The organism is Streptomyces sp. NPDC004126, from assembly GCF_050275515.1.
Taxonomy (GTDB): Bacteria; Actinomycetota; Actinomycetes; order Streptomycetales; family Streptomycetaceae; genus Streptomyces.
Map to the genome: position 1 here is coordinate 119,834 of NZ_JBNNPF010000022.1, position 17,529 is coordinate 137,362.

Annotated in this window: 15 protein-coding genes and 1 pseudogene; 6 read left to right on the forward strand and 10 right to left on the reverse strand. The window is 73.6% G+C overall.

From position 1 onward, the window contains the following. Window positions 1-17: 17 nt before the first annotated feature. The 3 genes from ACQKM2_RS22025 to ACQKM2_RS22035 all read right to left on the reverse strand — a co-directional run bounded on the left by ACQKM2_RS22025 (window position 18) and on the right by ACQKM2_RS22035 (window position 3,194). Window positions 18-629, reverse strand: coding sequence for a DedA family protein (locus tag ACQKM2_RS22025; protein WP_427712064.1), 612 nt, complete (start codon window positions 627-629; stop codon window positions 18-20). Between the two features lie 103 nt (window positions 630-732). Next, window positions 733-2,394, reverse strand: a complete 1,662-nt coding sequence (locus ACQKM2_RS22030; RefSeq protein WP_427712065.1) for an alkaline phosphatase D family protein — start codon at window positions 2,392-2,394, stop codon at window positions 733-735. A gap of 107 nt (window positions 2,395-2,501) precedes the next feature. Further along, a complete protein-coding gene (locus ACQKM2_RS22035; RefSeq protein WP_427712067.1) occupies window positions 2,502-3,194 on the reverse strand; it encodes an HNH endonuclease family protein in 693 nt (230 codons plus the stop codon). Between the two features lie 525 nt (window positions 3,195-3,719). Here ACQKM2_RS22035 and ACQKM2_RS22040 point away from each other — a divergent pair. After that, the gene (locus ACQKM2_RS22040) at window positions 3,720-4,301 is read left to right on the forward strand and encodes a TMEM165/GDT1 family protein (RefSeq protein WP_427712069.1); all 582 of its coding nucleotides are present in this window, start codon (window positions 3,720-3,722) and stop codon (window positions 4,299-4,301) included. A 175-nt stretch (window positions 4,302-4,476) separates the two neighbouring features. Here the strand turns inward: ACQKM2_RS22040 and ACQKM2_RS22045 are convergent, their stop codons facing one another. Together ACQKM2_RS22045 and ACQKM2_RS22050 are read right to left on the reverse strand one after the other, a co-directional pair. Further along, window positions 4,477-5,166 carry an HAD-IA family hydrolase gene (locus tag ACQKM2_RS22045; RefSeq protein WP_427712071.1) on the reverse strand — a complete coding sequence of 230 codons (690 nt, stop codon included), beginning with the start codon at window positions 5,164-5,166 and terminating at the stop codon, window positions 4,477-4,479. A gap of 132 nt (window positions 5,167-5,298) precedes the next feature. Then, a complete protein-coding gene (locus ACQKM2_RS22050; protein WP_427712073.1) occupies window positions 5,299-6,966 on the reverse strand; it encodes a peptidoglycan-binding protein in 1,668 nt (555 codons plus the stop codon). Window positions 6,967-7,094: 128 nt separating this feature from the next. On the opposite strand from ACQKM2_RS22050, the gene ACQKM2_RS22055 reads away from it, so the two are divergent. After that, window positions 7,095-9,143, forward strand: coding sequence for a DHA2 family efflux MFS transporter permease subunit (locus ACQKM2_RS22055; RefSeq protein ID WP_427712075.1), 2,049 nt, complete (start codon window positions 7,095-7,097; stop codon window positions 9,141-9,143). Here ACQKM2_RS22055 and ACQKM2_RS22060 read toward each other — a convergent pair. Then, entirely contained in the window at window positions 9,140-9,679 is a 540-nt protein-coding gene (locus ACQKM2_RS22060) for a GNAT family N-acetyltransferase (RefSeq protein WP_427712077.1), read from the reverse strand. The genes ACQKM2_RS22055 and ACQKM2_RS22060 overlap by 4 nt on opposite strands. Before the next feature lie 106 nt (window positions 9,680-9,785). Between ACQKM2_RS22060 and ACQKM2_RS22065 the strand changes: the two genes are divergently transcribed. Continuing rightward, window positions 9,786-10,181 carry a nuclear transport factor 2 family protein gene (locus ACQKM2_RS22065; protein WP_427712079.1) on the forward strand — a complete coding sequence of 132 codons (396 nt, stop codon included), beginning with the start codon at window positions 9,786-9,788 and terminating at the stop codon, window positions 10,179-10,181. Between the two features lie 75 nt (window positions 10,182-10,256). Here the strand turns inward: ACQKM2_RS22065 and ACQKM2_RS22070 are convergent, their stop codons facing one another. Then, entirely contained in the window at window positions 10,257-10,595 is a 339-nt protein-coding gene (locus tag ACQKM2_RS22070) for an antibiotic biosynthesis monooxygenase family protein (protein ID WP_427712081.1), read from the reverse strand. A gap of 118 nt (window positions 10,596-10,713) precedes the next feature. Here ACQKM2_RS22070 and ACQKM2_RS22075 point away from each other — a divergent pair, with 118 nt between their 5' ends. Next, on the forward strand, window positions 10,714-12,768 hold the full coding sequence (locus tag ACQKM2_RS22075; protein ID WP_427712083.1) for a bifunctional glycosyltransferase 87/phosphatase PAP2 family protein: 2,055 nt from the start codon (window positions 10,714-10,716) through the stop codon (window positions 12,766-12,768). Between the two features lie 68 nt (window positions 12,769-12,836). Here ACQKM2_RS22075 and ACQKM2_RS22080 read toward each other — a convergent pair whose 3' ends face one another. Continuing rightward, a complete protein-coding gene (locus ACQKM2_RS22080; RefSeq protein WP_427712085.1) occupies window positions 12,837-13,772 on the reverse strand; it encodes a GlxA family transcriptional regulator in 936 nt (311 codons plus the stop codon). Window positions 13,773-13,880: 108 nt separating this feature from the next. Between ACQKM2_RS22080 and ACQKM2_RS22085 the strand changes: the two genes are divergently transcribed. After that, entirely contained in the window at window positions 13,881-14,402 is a 522-nt protein-coding gene (locus tag ACQKM2_RS22085) for a PaaI family thioesterase (RefSeq protein WP_427712087.1), read from the forward strand. A 236-nt stretch (window positions 14,403-14,638) separates the two neighbouring features. On the opposite strand, the gene ACQKM2_RS22090 is transcribed toward ACQKM2_RS22085, so the two are convergent. After that, window positions 14,639-15,883 (reverse strand): cytochrome P450, encoded by a 1,245-nt coding sequence (locus ACQKM2_RS22090; RefSeq protein ID WP_427712089.1) that lies wholly within the window; start codon window positions 15,881-15,883, stop codon window positions 14,639-14,641. 277 nt (window positions 15,884-16,160) lie between these two features. On the opposite strand from ACQKM2_RS22090, the gene ACQKM2_RS22095 reads away from it, so the two are divergent. Next, complete coding sequence (locus ACQKM2_RS22095) at window positions 16,161-17,330, forward strand: steroid 3-ketoacyl-CoA thiolase (RefSeq protein WP_007263861.1); 1,170 nt, start codon at window positions 16,161-16,163, stop codon at window positions 17,328-17,330. A 122-nt stretch (window positions 17,331-17,452) separates the two neighbouring features. On the opposite strand, the pseudogene ACQKM2_RS22100 reads toward ACQKM2_RS22095, so the two are convergent. Beyond that, window positions 17,453-17,529 (reverse strand): annotated as a pseudogene (locus tag ACQKM2_RS22100) (lytic transglycosylase domain-containing protein); the annotation flags it as partial.

Below are 17,529 nucleotides of genomic sequence, written 5' to 3' on the forward strand. Positions count from 1 at the left end.
GACGCCCCGGGGGTGTGTCACGCCGGCGTCGGGTCCGGGGAGGGGCGGCGGACGAGGTAGGCCGCGAGGGAGCCCGCCGCGAAGAGGGCGACCGTGGAGACGGCGGTACCGAGCCAGGCCGTACCCAGCCACTGGGTGCCGAACCAGCCCAGCGACACGCTGTAGCTCGCCCAGCACATGCCCGCCAGCACCGACCAGGGCAGGAACTCCGACACCTTCCGCCGGGTCCGGCCCGCCCCCAGGGAGACCACCGAGCGGCCGGCCGGGGCGAAGCGGGCGAGGACCACCAGCGCGCCGCCGCCCCTCGCCAGGGCGGTGCCCAGGCGTTCCTGTGCCCGGGTCAGCCGGCGGGAGCGGGCGACGGCACGGTCCAGCCGGGCACCGCCGCGCCGGGCCAGCCGGTACGCCGCCATGTCACCCAGCACCGAGGCCGTCGCGGCGACCACCAGCAGCAGCCGGATGTCCGGGACCTGCGCCGACGGGCCCGTGGCCGCCGCCGCGGCCGCGGCGGCGCTGATCACCAGCATCCCGCTCGGCAGCACCGGAAGGAACACGTCGAGCAGCACCGACACCGCCACCACGGCGTAGATCCACGGGCTCGCGGTCAACGACCCCAGAGTCTCAAGCAAAGCGGGACTCCCCCGTCCGAAGCGCCGCGTCGTCGCGGGGAGCGGCAGGGGCGGCTGACAGCCATACAGCGTACGCCCGCCACCGCTCCGACGGCGGCCCGCCCTACTCCGGGGCGGTGAGTTCCCGGTCCAGCACCGTCACCAGCCGGGCCCCCGGGCGGCCCGACCGGGCCTGGTCCAGCCGCAGCCGCGCGCTCCGGCCCGCCAGCGCCAGCGTCATCAGCTGGTTGCCGAACCACGGGCCGCCCGTACGCCGCCAGCTCACCGGCGGCCGGCCCGTCCGGCCGTGCCGGGAGAAGCCGCGCCCCAGCCACCGCCCCAGCCGCGACCAGCCCAGCCGGAACCCCCACTTCACCGCCGTGTGGATGGAGTTGTGCACGGGGGAACAGGTCAGCTGGAACACCCCGGCGGTGGTGGGTATTCGGGGCTCGGCCACATACGCGTGGTGGACGTCCCCGGACAGCACGCAGACCGTCGCCGGAGCCTTCGGGCCGGTGCCCACCTCCTCGATCAGGTCGCTCAGCGCGGCGAACGAGGCCGGGAACGCCGCCCAGTGCTCCAGATCGCTGCGCCGCCGCAGGTCCTCCCCGATACGGGCCCACCGCGGCCCGCGCTCGCCCCGGCAGAGCGCGGCGTTCCACACCTCCGCGTCATGGATCAGCGGCGGCATCAGCCACGGCAGCGAGGACCCGATCAGCAGGTGGTCGTAATCCCCGTGACCCTCCAGGGCGTTCTCCCGGAGCCAGAGCTGCTCCGCCGGGTCGAGCATGGCCCGGCCGTCCTCGGCGAGCATCCGGGCGGCCCGGGTGTCCACCATCAGCAGCCGCGTCCGGCCGAAGTCCCGCCGGTAACTCCAGCGCGCCGAAGCCGGGTCGGCGTCCGCCCCGGCCGCGAAGGCGCGCAGCGCGTCCGTGCCGTCCGGGGTGGCGCGTACGGTCGCGTACAGGGCGTCCGCCGCGAGTTCGGCGGGGGAGAGGTTGCCCAGGTGCTGGTACACCCAGTACGACATCAGCCCGCTGAGCACCCGCTCCGGCCACCAGGCGGTCGCCCGCATCTCCGCCAGCCAGGACGCGCTGGTGTTCCAGTCGTCGATGACGTCGTGGTCGTCGAATATGTGCAGGCTGGGGACGGTCGAGAGCAGCCAGCGGATCTCGGGGTCGAGCCAGGACTCGTAGTACAGCCGGGTGTACTCCTCGTAGTCCGCGACCTGCGCGCCCGGTGCCTCCCGCAGGTCTCGGCGGGCGGCGAGCCACGCGCGGGTCTCCGGCGAGAGGTGGTCCGCGTAGACCTGGTCGCCGAGCAGCAGCAGGACGTCCGGCCGGACCTCTTCGGGGTCGTGGGCCAGCCGCGCCGCGAGGGTGTCGAGGGCGTCGGCCCCGTGCGGTCCGCGCCGGCCGGCGGGCGGCGCGGCCTGCCGGCAGGAGCCGAAGGTGACGCGCAGCCCGGGCGGGGTCAGCCCGGGGCGGCCTCCGACGGCGGGCGTGGTGATGGTGCTGGGCGGGAAGCCGCCGCCGGTCTCCGGCCAGACGAGGACCCCGTCGAGCAGTACCTCGTACGCCGTGGCCGTGCCCGGCGTCAGGCCGGTGACCGGTACCAGCGCGTAGTGGTGGCCGGAGATCTGGAAGGTGCGGGCGCTGCCGCCGGATCCGTCGGCGCACCGCACTTCGGCGGTGCACGGGCGGTCCGCCTCGACCCATATCGTGGCGGAGTCGCCCGTGTCCCAGTCGACGTGGCGCAGCAGTGGTCCCAGTCGCAGCCCGGCCATCCAATTCCCCCTCCTCGGAAGCCCTTTCGATCACGGTACGGGGCAGGAGGGTGGCGGGCCTCCCCCTCGCGGGGGATAGGCGGGGTGAAAACCCCGAAGGGCCCGGGTCAGCAGCCGTTCAGGATGCCCACCAGGGCGCTCTTCTCCCCGGAGTCCATGCTCAGGCCCCAGTACTGCTTGACCTGGACCCACATGCGGGCGTACGTGCAGCGGTACTCGGTGCGCGGCGGCAGCCACTTGCCGGGGTCGAGGTCGCCCTTGGCCTGGTTGACGTTGTCGGTGACCGCGATGAGCTGGGGCCGCGTCAGGTCGTTGGCGAACTGCTGGCGCTTGGTGGTGGTCCAGGAGTTGGCGCCCGAGCGCCAGGCCTCGGCGAGCGGGACCATGTGGTCGATGTCGATGTCGGAGGCGGCGGTCCAGGTGGCCCCGTCGTACTCCGAGTACCAGCTGCCGCTGACGGCGGCACAGGAGGAGTCGGTCACGACGTTCACGCCGTCGCGCTTGAGGACCGTCTCGCGGGTGTTGCAGGTTCCGGAGACCGTGCTCCAGTGCGGGAACTGGGAGCGGCTGTAGCCAGTGAGGGAGCCCTCGGCGGCGGGGGTGACCGTGGCGAGGTAGGAGCGGGCCTCGGCGGCGCTGATGGGGGCGGGCGGGGAGGCCAGGGCGGCCGGGGCGTTCACCAGCGAGGTGAGGGAGGCGAGGGCGACGGCGGACGCGAGGACGCCGGCGCGCCCGACACGCCTGATGCGCCCGGTGTGACGCGCGTAGACGGAGGGCGTGCGGGTGGATATGAGGGCCATGGAGGGCTCCCTGATGCGGGGGGTGGTGGCCGTGCGGACCCCGGCGGGGCGCGGCCATGGTGGCGGCGCCAGATGTCGCTGGGACGGGCACCAGGTGACAGGTTGCCGACATGGGCACGTCACATCAAGGCAATCAATGGCCCATATTCAAGGGGAAGTTGAGATTCCGGCCCGCGGGGCGGGGGCGGAGTGGGTCCAAGCTCACATAACGGACGTCTTCGTCCTGTCGGCGCCGTCGCGTACCCTGGACGGAGCAGAAGGGGAGTAGCTCTTCGCCGGACCGTCGACATACTGCTGGGTCACCCAGCCGGCGCCCGGAGGCAGGCCGCGTCAGCGGTCGGCCAGCGAGACCTTCGGCCGCAGTGCCCTGTCCATGTGGCGCGGCGCGTGCGACGCATGCTGATGCGTGGCGCGTGACGTGTTCACGCCTTCCAGGGCGCCGCTGAGCCGAAGCGACCCCTGAAACACCCCAGGTCTCTCGGTCCGACGGCGTCCTGCCCGACCGACCGATCGAGGTTCCACCCCGTGTTCAGCTTCAGCGTCCTCGCGATCGCCTTCGGCGTCGTCTTCCTCGCCGAACTCCCCGACAAGACGGCCCTCGCCGGCCTGATGCTCGGCACCCGCTACCGCGCCTCCTACGTCTTCGCGGGCGTCGCCGCCGCCTTCGCCGTGCACGTCGCCCTCGCCATCGCCGCGGGCAGCGTGCTCACGCTCCTGCCGCACCGGCTCGTCCAGGCCGTCGTCGGCGTGCTCTTCCTCGCGGGCGCGGCCATGCTGCTCCTGAAGAAGACCGACGAGGACGAGGAGGTCAAGCCGCCCGCCGACCAGTCCTTCTGGAAGGTCTCGGGGGCCGGCTTCATGCTGATCCTCGTCGCCGAATTCGGTGATCTGACCCAGATCATGACGGCGAACCTGGCGGCCCGCTACGACAACCCGCTCTCCGTCGGCCTCGGCGCGGTGCTGGCGCTCTGGGCCGTCGCCGGCATCGGCATCCTGGGCGGGCGCACGCTCATGAAGTACGTACCGCTGCGGCTCATCACGAAGATCGCGGCGGCCGTCATGGCCGCGCTGGCCGCGTTCTCGCTGTACGAGGCGATCGCGGGCTGAATCGCGGGCTGAATCGCGGGCTGGGCCGCGGGCTGGATCGCGGGCTGATCCGGCCGGGCCCCTGCGGGGCAGGGTGCGGGCGCGGCCGGCCGGAGGTCCGGCAGGCCGCGCGGCAGCAGGCGGGCGGTTCGCGTCGCTCCCTGCGGGCCCCGCCAGTGCCGCCGTGCTCCGCGGTTCAGGCGGGCGGGGTGAGGGTGAGGCGGAGGGCGCCGTCGGCGGCGCGGGCGACGCGGACCGAGGTCAGGTCCGGGACGTGGGCCGTCGGGCCGTGCGCGGCAGCGCGGGGGCCTATGCCGATCACGCGCATGCCGGCCGCCAGGCCCGCCGCGATGCCGGCCCCGGAGTCCTCGAAGACCACGCAGTCGGCCGGGTCCACGCCCAGCTCGGCGGCGCCCTTGAGGAAGCCCTCGGGGTCGGGCTTGCTGGCCCCGACGGACTCGGCGGTGACCCGCACCCGCGGCATCGGGAGCGCGGCGGCCGTCATCCGGGCCTCGGCCAGGGCGGCGTCGGCCGACGTCACCAGGGCGTGGGGCAGGGCCGCGAGCGACGCCATGAACTCCGGGGCGCCCGCGATCGGGACCACACCGTCGGTGTCGGCGGTCTCGCGCGCCAGCATCACCGCGTTCTCGGCGTGATTGAGCTCCATCGGGCGCTCGGGCAGCAGGATCGCCATCGTGGCGTAGCCCTGGCGGCCGTGGACCACCTTCAGGGCCTCCTGCGGGTCCAGCCCGTGCTCCAGCGCCCACTCGCGCCAGCAGCGCTCGACCACCGCGTCGGAGTTGACGATGGTCCCGTCCATGTCCAGGAGCAGTGCCCGGGCGGTGAGGACGGTGGGGGTGGTGGTCGTGGTGGTGCTGGCCGGCATCGGCGGGGCTCCAGACGGGCGGCTAAAGAGAACAAGCGGTTCCGCCCACCGGTCAGGGATTGCGGACGGAACCACTTTGTTTCTTCACGATACAAAACCCGGCGGGGTGCGCGCCACCGACGGCCGAGTGACCTATCCCTCCAGGGCGCGGCGGGTCGCCGGGCCGTAGACGCCGAACTCGTCGTCGTACACGTCGTGCTCCATCTGGAAGCTCGCCACCGCCCCCTCCACGCTGCGGCCGTACCGGCCGTCGAACCTGCCCCTGTACATGCCGCGCTCCGACAGCAGCCGCTGGAGCTTCTCCACCTCGGGCCCCGAGTCACCGCGACGCAGCGTCGCCGCCTGGGCGGGCTTCGCCGGGGCGGTGGGGCTCGGGGCGCGGGTCGTCCCCGTCGGCGCGGAGGGGGAGGGCGAAGGGGAGCGGGACGCGCTGGGGGAGGCGGACGCGGACGCCGAGCGGGAGGCGCTCGCCGAGGGGGAGTACGAGGCCGACGCGGAGGAACTCGCCGTCGGGCCGGACGGCGCCTCCGACGGGCCGGCCGGGGCCGACTCGGTCACGGGCGACGACGGCTTGGGGTCGACCAGGGCGGCGTCGTGTTCGTCGGACCCCGTGAACATCACCAGGGCCAGCGCCACGGCGCCGACGGCCACCGCCGCACCCGCCGCGGCCAGCAGCGGCAGCCGCCGGGAGCGCGGCGGCTCGGCGGGCCCGCCGCCGGGCCGCCGCAGCGGGACGGCCCGCAGCTGAACCGTCTGCTCCGCGGGCGGTACGGGTACGGGTGCGGGAGCGGTCGCGGGTATCCCGAACGCCGGCGTGACGGGGTCCTCCGCGGGCGGGCCGGCCGGAACGGGCTGCAGCATGGCGGTCGGGGCCTCGCCGCCCCCGAACCCGCCGACCGCGCCGTCGGGTGCCGGTCCCTGCGGGGCGTCGGCCACGGGGGCCGGGGCGCCGCCGGGCTGGGCCGCCCAGGGCTCAGCCGGGGGCGCCGTGCCGTCGACCGGGGCCGCGAAGGCTCCCGCCGGGGCTGCCGGGCCCTGCGGGGTGCCCGGCGGGGGCGTCGGAGCGCCCGGGTGGCCCGGCCAGGGCTCCGCCGGGGCCGCCGTGCCGTCGGTGAGGGCCGGGAAGGCCACCGTCAGGGCCGCCGGGGCCGTCTGGCTGTCGTCCGGAGCCGCGAAGCCTCCCACCGGACCTGCCGTCGGAGCCGCCGGGCTCTGCGGGGTGTCGGCTGCGGAGGTCGGAGCGCCCGGCTGGGCCGCCCACGGCTCCGCCGGGGCCGCGAAGGTTCCTGTCGGGGGGACCTGCGGGGCTCCCGGGGTTTGCCGGGTGTCGGTTTGCGGCGTCGGGATGCCCGGCTGGGCCGCCCAGGGTTCCGCCGGGGCCGGGGAAGCTCCCGCCGGACCCGCCGGACCGGCCGCCAGCCCCGCCGCCGGGGACGCCGGGGCGTCGGCCAGGGGCGTCGGAGTGCCCTGCGGCGGTGTTGAGACGCCCGGCTGGGCCGCCCAGGGTTCGGCCGGGGCGTGGAAGGCCCCCGCCGGACCCGCCGCCGGACCCGAACCCGGACCCCCCGCCGGGGCGACCGGGGTCGGGGTCGGGGTCGGCGAGACGGTGGGGAAGGGGGCGGTGGGGGCCGCGTCCGGTGGGGTCAGGGCGCCCAGGACCGGCTGGGGTGGCGGTGGGCTCTGGTCGGCTTCCGGCATGGCCACGTACGGGCGGATGCGCAGCGGGTTGAAGCCCACACCCCGCCCACACTCGCAGCCGACGCCCGCGGCGCCGCATTCCGGACAGCGCTCTGCGCTCACTGGGTACCCCTCCCTGGACACTGCCAGCGATTATGCAGACCCCTCTGGCCCCACCCAACCCTTCCGAGAGGCCATAACCGGACACACCGCTCAGGATGGAGATGTTGATCCGGCCTGAGGAGGAGCCGATGGCTCAGGATGTGACCGCGTCGGCCGTGGACCCGAAGCCCGCCGCCGAGCACGCCTCGCGCGAGGTGCTCGTCTCGATCGGGGCCCTGCTGCTGGGCCTGCTGATCGCCGCACTCGACCAGACCATCGTCTCCACCGCGCTCCCCACGATCGTCAGCGAACTCGGCGGCATGGAGCACCTGTCCTGGGTGGTCACCGCCTACATGCTGGCGTCCACCGCCGCCACACCCCTGTGGGGCAAGCTCGGCGACCAGTACGGCCGCAAGAAGCTCTTCCAGGCCTCCATCGTCATCTTCCTGATCGGGTCCGCCCTCTGCGGCCTCGCCCAGAACATGCCCCAGCTCATCGGCTACCGGGCCCTGCAGGGCCTCGGCGGCGGCGGACTGATGGTGCTGTCGATGGCGATCGTCGGCGACATCGTCCCGCCCCGCGAACGCGGCAAGTACCAGGGGCTCTTCGGCGCGGTCTTCGGCGCGACCAGTGTGCTCGGGCCCCTGCTGGGCGGCCTGTTCGTGGACCACCTCTCCTGGCGCTGGGTCTTCTACATCAACATCCCCATCGGTCTCGTCGCGCTCGTCGTCATCGCCGCGGCCCTGCACATCCCGGCCCGCTCCTCCCGGCACACCATCGACTACCTCGGCACCTTCCTCATCGCCTCCGTCGCCACCTGCCTCGTGCTCGTCGCCTCCCTCGGCGGCACCTGGGGCTGGGGCTCGGCCCGGATCATCGGGCTGGCGGTCCTCGGTGCCGTCCTCCTCGTCGCCTTCCTCCTCGTCGAGCGGCGGGCCGCCGAACCCGTCCTGCCGCTGGGGCTGTTCCGGATCCGCACCTTCACCCTCTGCTCGGTGATCAGCTTCGTCGTCGGCTTCGCCATGTTCGGCGCGATGGTCTACCTGCCGACCTTCCTCCAGGTCGTACGGGGCGTCTCACCGACCATGTCGGGCGTCCACATGCTGCCGATGGTGTTCGGCCTGCTGATCGCCTCCACCCTCTCCGGGCAGATCGTCAGCCGTACCGGCCGCTGGAAGGTGTTCCCGATCGCCGGTACGGCCGTCACCGCCGTCGGCCTGCTGCTCCTCCACCAGCTGGAGCGCACCAGCTCCGACTGGGAGACGAGCGCCTACTTCTTCGTCTTCGGCGTCGGCCTCGGACTGGTCATGCAGGTCCTCGTCCTCGTCGTGCAGAACGCGGTCAGCTACGCCGACCTCGGGGTCGCCACCTCCGGTGCCACCTTCTTCCGCTCCATCGGCGCCTCCTTCGGCGTCGCCATCTTCGGTACGGTCTTCACCAACCGGCTCGGCGACAAACTGGAAGCCGCCCTGGCCGGAGTCCCGCTGCCGCCCACCGCGACGCCCGCACGGCTGGAGGCCGACCCCCGGGCCATCGGCGCGCTCCCGCCCGCGCTGCGCACCAAGGTGCTGGACGCCTACTCCTCCGCCATCACCGACGTCTTCCTCTACGCGGTCCCCGTGGTCCTGCTCGCCTTCGTCATCTCCTGGTTCCTGAAGGAGGACAAGCTCCGCGCGTCCGTCACCGCGCCCGATGTGACGGAGACCCTCGCCTCCAACCCCGTGCACCGCTCCTCGCACGAGGAGGTGGCCCGCGCGCTGTCCGTGCTCGGCACCCGCGAAGGCCGCCGCCACATCTACGAGAAGATCACCGCGAAGGCCGGCTACGACCTGCTGCCCGCCGCCAGCTGGATGCTGCTGCGGATCAACAAGTACGGCTCCGTGGAACCGGCCGTGCTGGCGGAGCGCACCGCCATCCCGATCAAGATCGTCACGGATGCCGCCCGCCAGACCGAGGAGCGCGGACTCGCCACCCGGGACGGGCTCGGGCTCGTCCTCACCGACCGGGGCAGGGAGGTGGCGGGCAGGCTCGCGCAGGCGCGGCAGGAGTCCCTGGCCGAGCTGCTCGGCGACTGGTGGGGCCCGGACCGGCCCACCGACCTCATCAAGCTGGTCGAGGAACTCAACCGGGAGCTCTGCGGATCCGACGCCGAGGAGCCCTACGACGCGCCGGCCCGTCGCGACCACTCCGCCGGTTAGGAAGCGGCGAGCTCCAGGCCCTTCTCGAACCAGTGCTGGGCGTACGGCCCGGAGTTGTACGCCGGTATCTCCCGGTACCCGTGACGCGCGTACAGGGCGCGGGCCTCCACCAGGTCCGTACGGGTGTCCAGGCGCATCCGCGTGGCGCCCAGCCCGCGGGCGGCCCCCTCCAGCGCTGCCAGCAGGGCCGCCCCGCCGCCGGTGCCGCGGGCGCGCCGGTCCACGTACACCCTGGTCAGCTCGGCGGTGTCCGGGTCGAGCAGGAGTATGCCGCCGCACGCCAGCGGCCGGCCGTCGAGCCGGCCGACCACGAACTGCCCCGTCGGCGGTACGAGCCCGTCGGCAGGGAAGTCCAGCATCCCCTGGTCGATCTCGTCCTCGGTGACGGACCGCTCCCAGTACCGCCCGGCGACCTCCGCGTAGTAGGCCCGCCGCAGCGCCGTCGCGTCCGGGGTGGTGAAGGGCTCCGCCACCACCTCCCACCTGCTGTTCCCGGGGGGCGTGGCGCCTGTCGTCATGATCGGGTTCCTGTCCATGGCGCCATTGTGCAGCGCCCCCCGGCGCCCCCGCGTGGAATATCCACAGGCACGGGCCGATGATGAGGAAAGGCGTAAATCGCACAAATGGAGGGTGTGAACGGTCATGTCGGAGCATCCGGACTGTGCCCTGATCCGCCGCGGCTACGAGGCCTTCGGCAAGGGCGACATGGAGACCCTGGGCACGCTGATGACGGCCGACGTCATCCACCACGTGCCCGGCGACAACGTGCTCTCGGGGCACCACAAGGGCCGGGAAGCCGTCCTCGACCTCTACCGGCGCATGGGGGAGGAGACCAAAGGCACCCTCCAGGTCCGCCTGGAGAACGTCATGGTGGACGGCCGCGGCCACGCGATAGCCGTGCACGTCACCCAGGGCGACCGCGGTGACCGGGGCATCGAGATCCACGAAGCGGTCTTCTTCACCATCGTCGGCGGCAAGGTCACCGACATCGACCAGTGCACCCAGGACATCGACGAGAGCGACGCCTTCTGGGGCTGAAGGCGCCCCCCTCGCAGGGGCCCGGTGCGACACACGCCCGGGCCTCCGCGCACGCCCCGCGCCCGGCGAGAGGCGTCAGGCCTTCTTCGGCGCCGCCTGCTGCACGACCTCGAACGACCACACCTGCGACCCGGAAGCCGCCGGCTTCGGCCGCTCACCAGCGGCACCGCCCGCACCGCCGCCGCCCTGGTGCGCCGCCTTCATCGGACCCTCCATCCACGCCTGGAAGTCCTCCTCCGACCGCCACCGGGTGTACACGAGGTACTGGTCCGTACCCTCGATCGGCCGCAGCAGCTCGAACCACTCGAACCCGTCCGAACCCTCCACGGCGCCCGCCCGCGAGGCGAACCGCTGCTCCAGCAGCTCCCGCTGCTCGTCGGGGACGGTCAGCGCGTTGATCTTCACGATGCTCATGCCCGCCATCCTAGGGATCCCGCCCGGGATATCGTCGTCCAGGTAAGGGAACGGGGCACGACGCACGGCAGCCAGGCGAAGCGACAGTGGCGGTCGACAGGGCGGAGGGCGGCGGGGCGTGGCTGATGCGGTGGAGCGCGGTGGTGCCGGGGGACATGCCGGGGTCATAGGCGGTGGCGGCCGGCTCGGGGCGGTACGGATCCTGCTGTGGGCGCTCGCCGCGGTCCTCGGCGTCAGACAGGCCGCCGCGGTGCTGCGCGTGCCGCCCGGCGAGTGGCTCAGCGGCCTCGACCTCCCCGGCAGCCTGCCCGGACCGCTCTACGGCGCCGGGCAGTTCACCGGAACCCCCTTCGCCGGGCTCGTCCTCAAACCGCTCGCCGGCTTCGCCGCCCCCTCCCTGGAGGTGGCCTGGACCTGCGTGACGCTGCTCCTCGTCGCCGGCGTCGGCCTCGTCGCCGCACGGGCGCTCCCCGACCCCGTGCCCCGCCGCACCGCGCTGCTCGCGGCGCCCGCGCTGGTCGCGCTGATGATGGCCTCCCTCCCCGTCCGCGAGGCCGCCTTCCCCGGGCAGACCGCCGTCCTGCCCGTCCTGCTGGTGCTCCTCGCCGTGTTCCGGGTCCCCGGCGGCCGCCCCGCCGGCTTCCTCGCCGGCCTCGCCGCCGCCCTCCAGCCCGCGCTGCTGCTCTTCGCCCCGCTGCTCTGGCTCACCGGCCGCCGCCCGGCCGCCCGGGCCGCCGCCGTGACCTTCGCCGGAGCCACCGCGCTGTCCTGGGCCTCGCTGCCGCGCGACTCGTGGACGTACTGGGTCGAGTACCTCGCCGGCACCGGCCTCGGCGGCGCCCCCGACGCCCTCGCCAACCAGTCCCTGCACGGCGCCCTCCTGCGCCTCGGCCTCAGCGGCCCCGGCGAGATCGCCCTCGCCCTCGCGCTCGCCGCCGCCGTCGCCTGGACCGGCCTGCGCCGCGCGGTCCGCTACGCCCGCGACGGCCAGCTGCTGCTCGCCGTCGCCGTCACCGGCTGCGTCGCCGTCGCCGTGTCCCCGGCAGGCTGGCGCCACCAGCTGCTGTGGGTGCTCCTCGCCGTGGCCGGCAAGGTGGGCCGCCGCGCCGCCGACCGCCGGGTGTGGCCCGTCGCCGTCGTGCTGGCCATGAGCCTGCCGAGCGCCGTACTGCTGCCCAACCTGGCCGCCCTGGCCCCCGTACGCGACAACGTGCTGCTCCTCGCGGCCCTCGCGGCGGCCTGCGCCGTGCCGTTCCTGCCGCGCTCCTCCCCGTACTGGCGCGCGCCCGTGCCCACCGCCTACGCGCAGCCCGCCGACGCGCGCTGGTCCCGGGTCCCGCTGCTGCCGTTCTGGCGGCGGGTGACCTCGCGCCCCAACCTGCTCCTGGAACTGCTGCTGATACGGGTCGGCTACTCGATCTACTCGCACATCCGCGCCGCGGCCCCCACCAGCCGCTCCCTCGCCGAGGGCAACGGCGGCCAGATCCTCGGGATCGAGCGGGCACTCGGCATAGACATCGAACGCGCCGTCAACCGGGCCGTGGTGGACACGCCCTGGCTGGAGGCCTTCTTCAACTTCTACTACACCTCCTTCCACTTCGTCGTCCCGCTCACCATCCTCGCCGTCCTGTACTGGCGCCGCCCCGCCGACTACCGCTGGGCGCGCGCCTCCCTCGGGCTGGCCACCGTCCTCGCCCTGGCGGGTTTCTGGCTGTACCCGCTCGCGCCGCCGCGCCTCATGCCCGGCCTCGGCTTCGTCGACACCGTGCACGGGGTCCAGGACCTGGCCAACCCCTCCTACGGGGCCATGACCGCGATCTCCAACCAGTACGCGGCGATGCCCTCGCTGCACTTCGGCTGGTCGCTGTGGTGCGGGACCGTGATCGTGGTCCTCGCGCCCCGGCGGTGGCAGAAGCTGCTCGGCGCCCTCCACCCGCTGATCACGGTGTGCGCGATCGTCGCCACCGCCAACCACTGGGTGCTCGACGCGGTCGGCGGCGCGGCCGTCGTCGCGGCCGGCTTCGGACTGGTCCACGTGCTGTCCGGGCCGCGCGGGCTGAAGGCGGCCGTCCCGGGCCAGCGCCGGACCGCCCCGGACGCGGACGCCCCGGACGCGGACGCCCCGGACGCGGCGGATCCGGTACGCACCCCCGCGCGCTCGGGACGCCCGTAGCGAGGGCCGCCCGTCCGGGGCCCGCCCGTCCGGGGCCCGCCCCCGGCGGCGCCCGGCCGCCCGGGTTGCTACGCCCGCCCCCGGCGCAGCAGCGCGCGCAGCGGGCCGGGGCTCTCGTACCCGACCCGGCGGGCGACCGCGGAGAGCGGCAGCGCGGTGGTGCGCAGCAGGTGCTCGGCCTGCTCGACCCGCAGGTCCTGGACCAGGCGGATCGGGGAGCGGCCCAGGGTACGGGCCATGGTGCGCTGGAGGGTGCGCTCGCTGACGCCGAGGTCGCGCGCCGCGTCCGCGATGGACAGCGGCTCCTCGATGCGGGCGCGCACCCACCGCTCGAAGGCGGCGACCAGCGGCTCGTGCCGGGCCATGGCGCTGGGGATCATGTACGCGGCCTGCGAGGCCCGGTCGTCGACCACGAGGTAGTGCCGCACCAGGTCCGCCAGGGCCGGGCTGCGCGCGGCGACGAGGGCGAGCGCCAGGTCGAGGTGGCTGAACGCGGCGCCGGCCGTGGTGACCCCGTCCGAGGTCGTCACCATCCGGGTCTCCTCCAGCGTCACCCGCCGGTAGCGCTCGCGGAACACCGGGGCGAGCCACCAGCTCGTCGTGGCCCGCAGCCCGTCCAGGACGCCGGACTCGGCGAGCAGGAAGGTGCCGGTGCAGGAGGAGGCGAGCGGGGTGCGCCGCTCGCGGGCCTCGGCCAGGATCCGGCGGGCCGGGCGCTGCCCGGGCGCGGCGACGGCCTCCAGCAGCGCGGAGGGGCGGCGTTCCATCAGGGCGGGCAGGACGAGCAGCCCGGCGTCCTCCGCCTCGCGGGCGGGCTCGGCGTCGATCCGGTGGCCCAGGCCGCTGCGGACGCGCCGGCGCACCCCGACCGTGTGGATGTCGAAGGCGGGCGGGGCGGCTCCGGGGAGCTCCTGGCGCAGGGCGTTGGCGGTGTGCAGCACGTCCAGGACGGCGGAGATCCCGGAGTCGAAGACCCCGTCGAGGGCCAGTACGGCGACTTTCACCGGCCCAGGGTAGCTCCGGGGCCCGGGTCGCCTGCGTGTCGGAATCGGTTCACAAGCCGCCGGATCCGACACTCCCGGGCGGGTGCCGCCCCGCCTAGGGTCGATGGCATGACCACGCATCACACCACCGCGCCCGAGGGCCTGCGCAGCCGTACCCACACCTGGGAGCCGAGGCCCGCGACCACCCCGGAGATCCTGGACATGAGCGGCCTGGAGATCCTCCGGGCCGCGCTGAAGGGCACCCTGCCGGCCGCCTCGATCATGAGCACCCTGGGCTTCCGGCTCACCGAGGTCGAGGAGGGCTCCGTCGTCTTCGAGGGGGACCCCGGCGACCACCTGCTCAACCCCATGGGCACGGTCCACGGCGGCTTCCTCGCGACCCTGCTGGACTCGGCGCTCGGTTCGGCCGTGATGACCCGGCTCCCGGCGGGCACCGCCTACACCACCGTCCAGCTGGGGGTCCACATGATCCGCCCGGTCCTGGCGGACACCCCCGCCCTGCGCTGCGAGGGCACGGCCCTGCACGTCGGCCGCACCACCGCCACCGCGGAGGCGCGGGTGGTCGGCACGCACGACGGCAGGCTCTACGCCCACGGGACGACGACCTGCGCCATCCTGCGACCTGCCTGACGGAGGGGCACGCGCCCCGGACGGGGCGCGCATTGGCCGAAGGAACGCCGGGGCATGGTGTCCCCGGCGCCCCTTCGGTGGATCGTCGCGTCCTGTCAGGATCGGCCAGGTCCCGGGATTCCGCCACTCGGGCGATCACCGCACCGGCGGACGGCAGGGGCCGGGGCGTGGGTGTGGCGGCCCCTGCCGTCCTGGTTCACGGGCCGGCTCGCGCCGGCCCGCAGCCTGTGGGTCCGTCAGCCCGCGCTGACCCGGAGCTCCTTGATGCCGTTGAGCCAGGCCGCGCGGAGCCGCCGCGGGCCGTCCGAGGCGGCGCGCAGGTCGGGGAGGACGTCGGCCAGGGCGTTGAAGATCAGGTCGATCTCCAGGATCGCCAGGGACTTGCCGAGGCAGAAGTGCGGGCCTCCGCCGCCGAAGCCGAGGTGGGGGTTCGGGTCGCGGGTGATGTCGAAGGCGTCCGGGTTCTCGAAGACCTCGGGGTCGTGGTTGGCCGAGGAGTAGAAGAGCCCCACCCGGTCGCCGGCCTTGATCTTCTGGCCGCCGAGTTCGGTGTCCCGGGTGGCGGTCCGCTGGAAGGAGACCACGGGCGTGGCCCAGCGCACGATCTCCTCCGCGGCGGTCGACGGCCGGGTCGCCTTGTACAGCTCCCACTGTTCGGGGTGGGTGAGGAAGGCGTGCATGCCGTGGCTGATGGCGTTGCGGGTGGTCTCGTTGCCCGCGACCGCCAGCAGCAGGACGAAGAGGCCGAATTCGTCGGAGCGCAGGTTGCCCTCGCCCTCCGCCGCCACCAGCTGCGTGACGATGTCCTTGGCCGGGCACTCCTTGCGCTCGGCGGCGAGGTTCATCGCGTAGCCGATGAGCTCCACGGCCGCGTTGGAGCCGACCTCCTCGGTGATCGCGTACTCCGGGTCGTCGTACGCGATCATCTTGTTCGACCAGTCGAAGATCCGGGAGCGGTCCTGCTGCGGTACGCCGATGAGTTCGGCGATCGCCTGGAGCGGGAGTTCGCACGCGACCTGCGTGACGAAGTCGAACGAGCCGTCCGCGGAGGCCTCCCGGGCCTCCTCCACGATCTTCCGGGCCCGGTCGCGCAGTGCCTGTTCCAGGCCGCGGATGGCGCGCGGGGTGAAGCCGCGCTGCACGATCTGGCGTACGCGGGTGTGCTCCGGCGGATCCATGTTCAGCATGATCAGGCGCTGGGCATCTATCTGCTCGCGCTGGATGTGCTCGTTGAAGCGGATGATCGCCGTGTTGGTGGTGGAGGAGAACAGCTCCGGGTGCGTGGAGACGTACTTGACGTCCGCGTGCCGGGTGACGGCCCAGTAGCCCTCGTCGTCGAATCCGGTGACGCCCCGCCGCTGCGGGCACCACCACACGGGCGCGGTCTGCCGCAGCTGAGCGAACTCCGGGAAGGGGACGCGGTCCTGGAGGATGTCGGGGTCGGTGGCGTCGAAGCCTTCGGGCAGCGCGGGACAGGGCATCGGGCGACTCCAAGGTCTGACGAAGGTCTGACGGAAGGTCTGACGGCCCATCAGATGTTGGCTTGAAGGTAGTAACGAGTTCTAGAAGCCACAAGGGCTCTCGCGCCAACTCTTGCGTGTGGAATCCGTGTAAGCCGCGTGCAAGACCCTTGCGTGCCGGGCGCCGAGGTCATAAGACTGCGGGGGAGAAGTAGAACGCGTACTAGTTCGCGCGGGGCAGTCGCCGGACGGCCCGCCACGCCGGCGCTGTGCAGAGTGTGCAGGAGAGGACGAGCTCATGGCCGCGGAACCCGTCATCGTCGAAGCCGTACGCACCCCCATCGGGAAACGCGGGGGAGCCCTGGCCAACCTCCATCCCGCCTACCTCCTCGGCGAGACCTACCGCGAGCTCCTGGCCCGAACCGGAATCCAGCCCGACTGCGTCGAGCAGATCGTCGGCGGCACCGTCACCCACGCCGGCGAGCAGTCCATGAACCCCGCCCGCAACGCCTGGCTCGCCATGGGACTCCCGTACGAGACCGCCGCGACCACCGTCGACTGCCAGTGCGGCAGCTCCCAGCAGGCCAACCACATGGTCGCCAACATGATCTCCGGCGGGGTCGTCGACATCGGCATCGCCTGCGGGGTCGAGGCCATGAGCCGCGTCCCGCTCGGCTCCGGCTCCAAGCACGGCCCCGGCAAGCCCTTCCCGGACGAGTGGAACGTCGACCTCCCCAACCAGTTCGAGGCCGCCGAGCGGATCGCCCGCCACCGGGGCCTGACGCGCGAGGACGTCGACCGGCTCGGCGTGCTCTCGCAGGAGCGGGCCGCCACCGCCTGGGCCGAGGAGCGCTTCAAGCGCGAGACCTTCGCCGTCCAGGTCCCGACGACGGAGGAGGAGCAGGCCGCGGGGCAGGGCATGTGGCGGCTGGTCGACCGCGACGAGGGGCTGCGCGACACCAGCATGGAGGGCCTGGCCCGGCTCAAGCCGGTCATGCCGACGGCCGTGCACACCGCCGGGAACTCCTCCCAGATATCCGACGGCGCCGCCGCCGTGATGTGGGCCTCGCGCAAGATGGCCCGCGCGCTCAAGCTCAAGCCGCGCGCCCGCATCGTCGCCCAGGCGCTGGTGGGCTCCGACCCGCACTTCCACCTGGACGGCCCGATCGACGCGACCCGGGCCGTGCTGGGCAAGGCGGGGATGTCCCTCAAGGACATCGACCTCGTCGAGATCAACGAGGCCTTCGCCTCCGTCGTCCTCAGCTGGGCGCAGGTCTTCGGCCAGGACCTGGAGAAGGTCAACGTCAACGGCGGCGGCATCGCCCTCGGCCACCCCGTCGGCGCCACCGGCGCCCGGCTGATCACCACCGCGCTGCACGAGCTGGAGCGGCGCGACAAGGAATTCGCGCTGATCACCATGTGCGCGGGCGGCGCGCTGGCGACCGGCACGATCATCCAGCGCCTGTGACCGAGGATCCGGGCGCCCGCTGAACCCCGTGGGATGGGATGCGGAAGGCCCCGGTGGCCGGACCTGGGGAGGCCGGCCACCGGGGCCTTCACATGTCTGCTGCCGTGGTGTCCGCTGGTGGTTTAGTACCAGTGGTTGGCCTGCCAGAAGTTCCAGGCCTCGACCGGGCTGCCGTAGCGCTCGTTCATGTAGTCCAGGC

Excerpts from the sequence above, each read along its gene's own strand:
- ACQKM2_RS22030 (WP_427712065.1), bottom strand. The coding sequence starts at position 2,394 with ATGGCCGGGCTGCGACTGGGACCACTGCTGCGCCACGTCGACTGGGAC.
- ACQKM2_RS22035 (WP_427712067.1), bottom strand. The coding sequence starts at position 3,194 with ATGGCCCTCATATCCACCCGCACGCCCTCCGTCTACGCGCGTCACACC.
- ACQKM2_RS22045 (WP_427712071.1), bottom strand. The coding sequence starts at position 5,166 with ATGCCGGCCAGCACCACCACGACCACCACCCCCACCGTCCTCACCGCC.
- ACQKM2_RS22055 (WP_427712075.1), top strand. The coding sequence starts at position 7,095 with ATGGCTCAGGATGTGACCGCGTCGGCCGTGGACCCGAAGCCCGCCGCC.
- ACQKM2_RS22060 (WP_427712077.1), bottom strand. The coding sequence starts at position 9,679 with ATGGACAGGAACCCGATCATGACGACAGGCGCCACGCCCCCCGGGAAC.
- ACQKM2_RS22065 (WP_427712079.1), top strand. The coding sequence starts at position 9,786 with ATGTCGGAGCATCCGGACTGTGCCCTGATCCGCCGCGGCTACGAGGCC.
- ACQKM2_RS22070 (WP_427712081.1), bottom strand. The coding sequence starts at position 10,595 with ATGAGCATCGTGAAGATCAACGCGCTGACCGTCCCCGACGAGCAGCGG.
- ACQKM2_RS22085 (WP_427712087.1), top strand. The coding sequence starts at position 13,881 with ATGACCACGCATCACACCACCGCGCCCGAGGGCCTGCGCAGCCGTACC.
- ACQKM2_RS22090 (WP_427712089.1), bottom strand. The coding sequence starts at position 15,883 with ATGCCCTGTCCCGCGCTGCCCGAAGGCTTCGACGCCACCGACCCCGAC.
- ACQKM2_RS22095 (WP_007263861.1), top strand. The coding sequence starts at position 16,161 with ATGGCCGCGGAACCCGTCATCGTCGAAGCCGTACGCACCCCCATCGGG.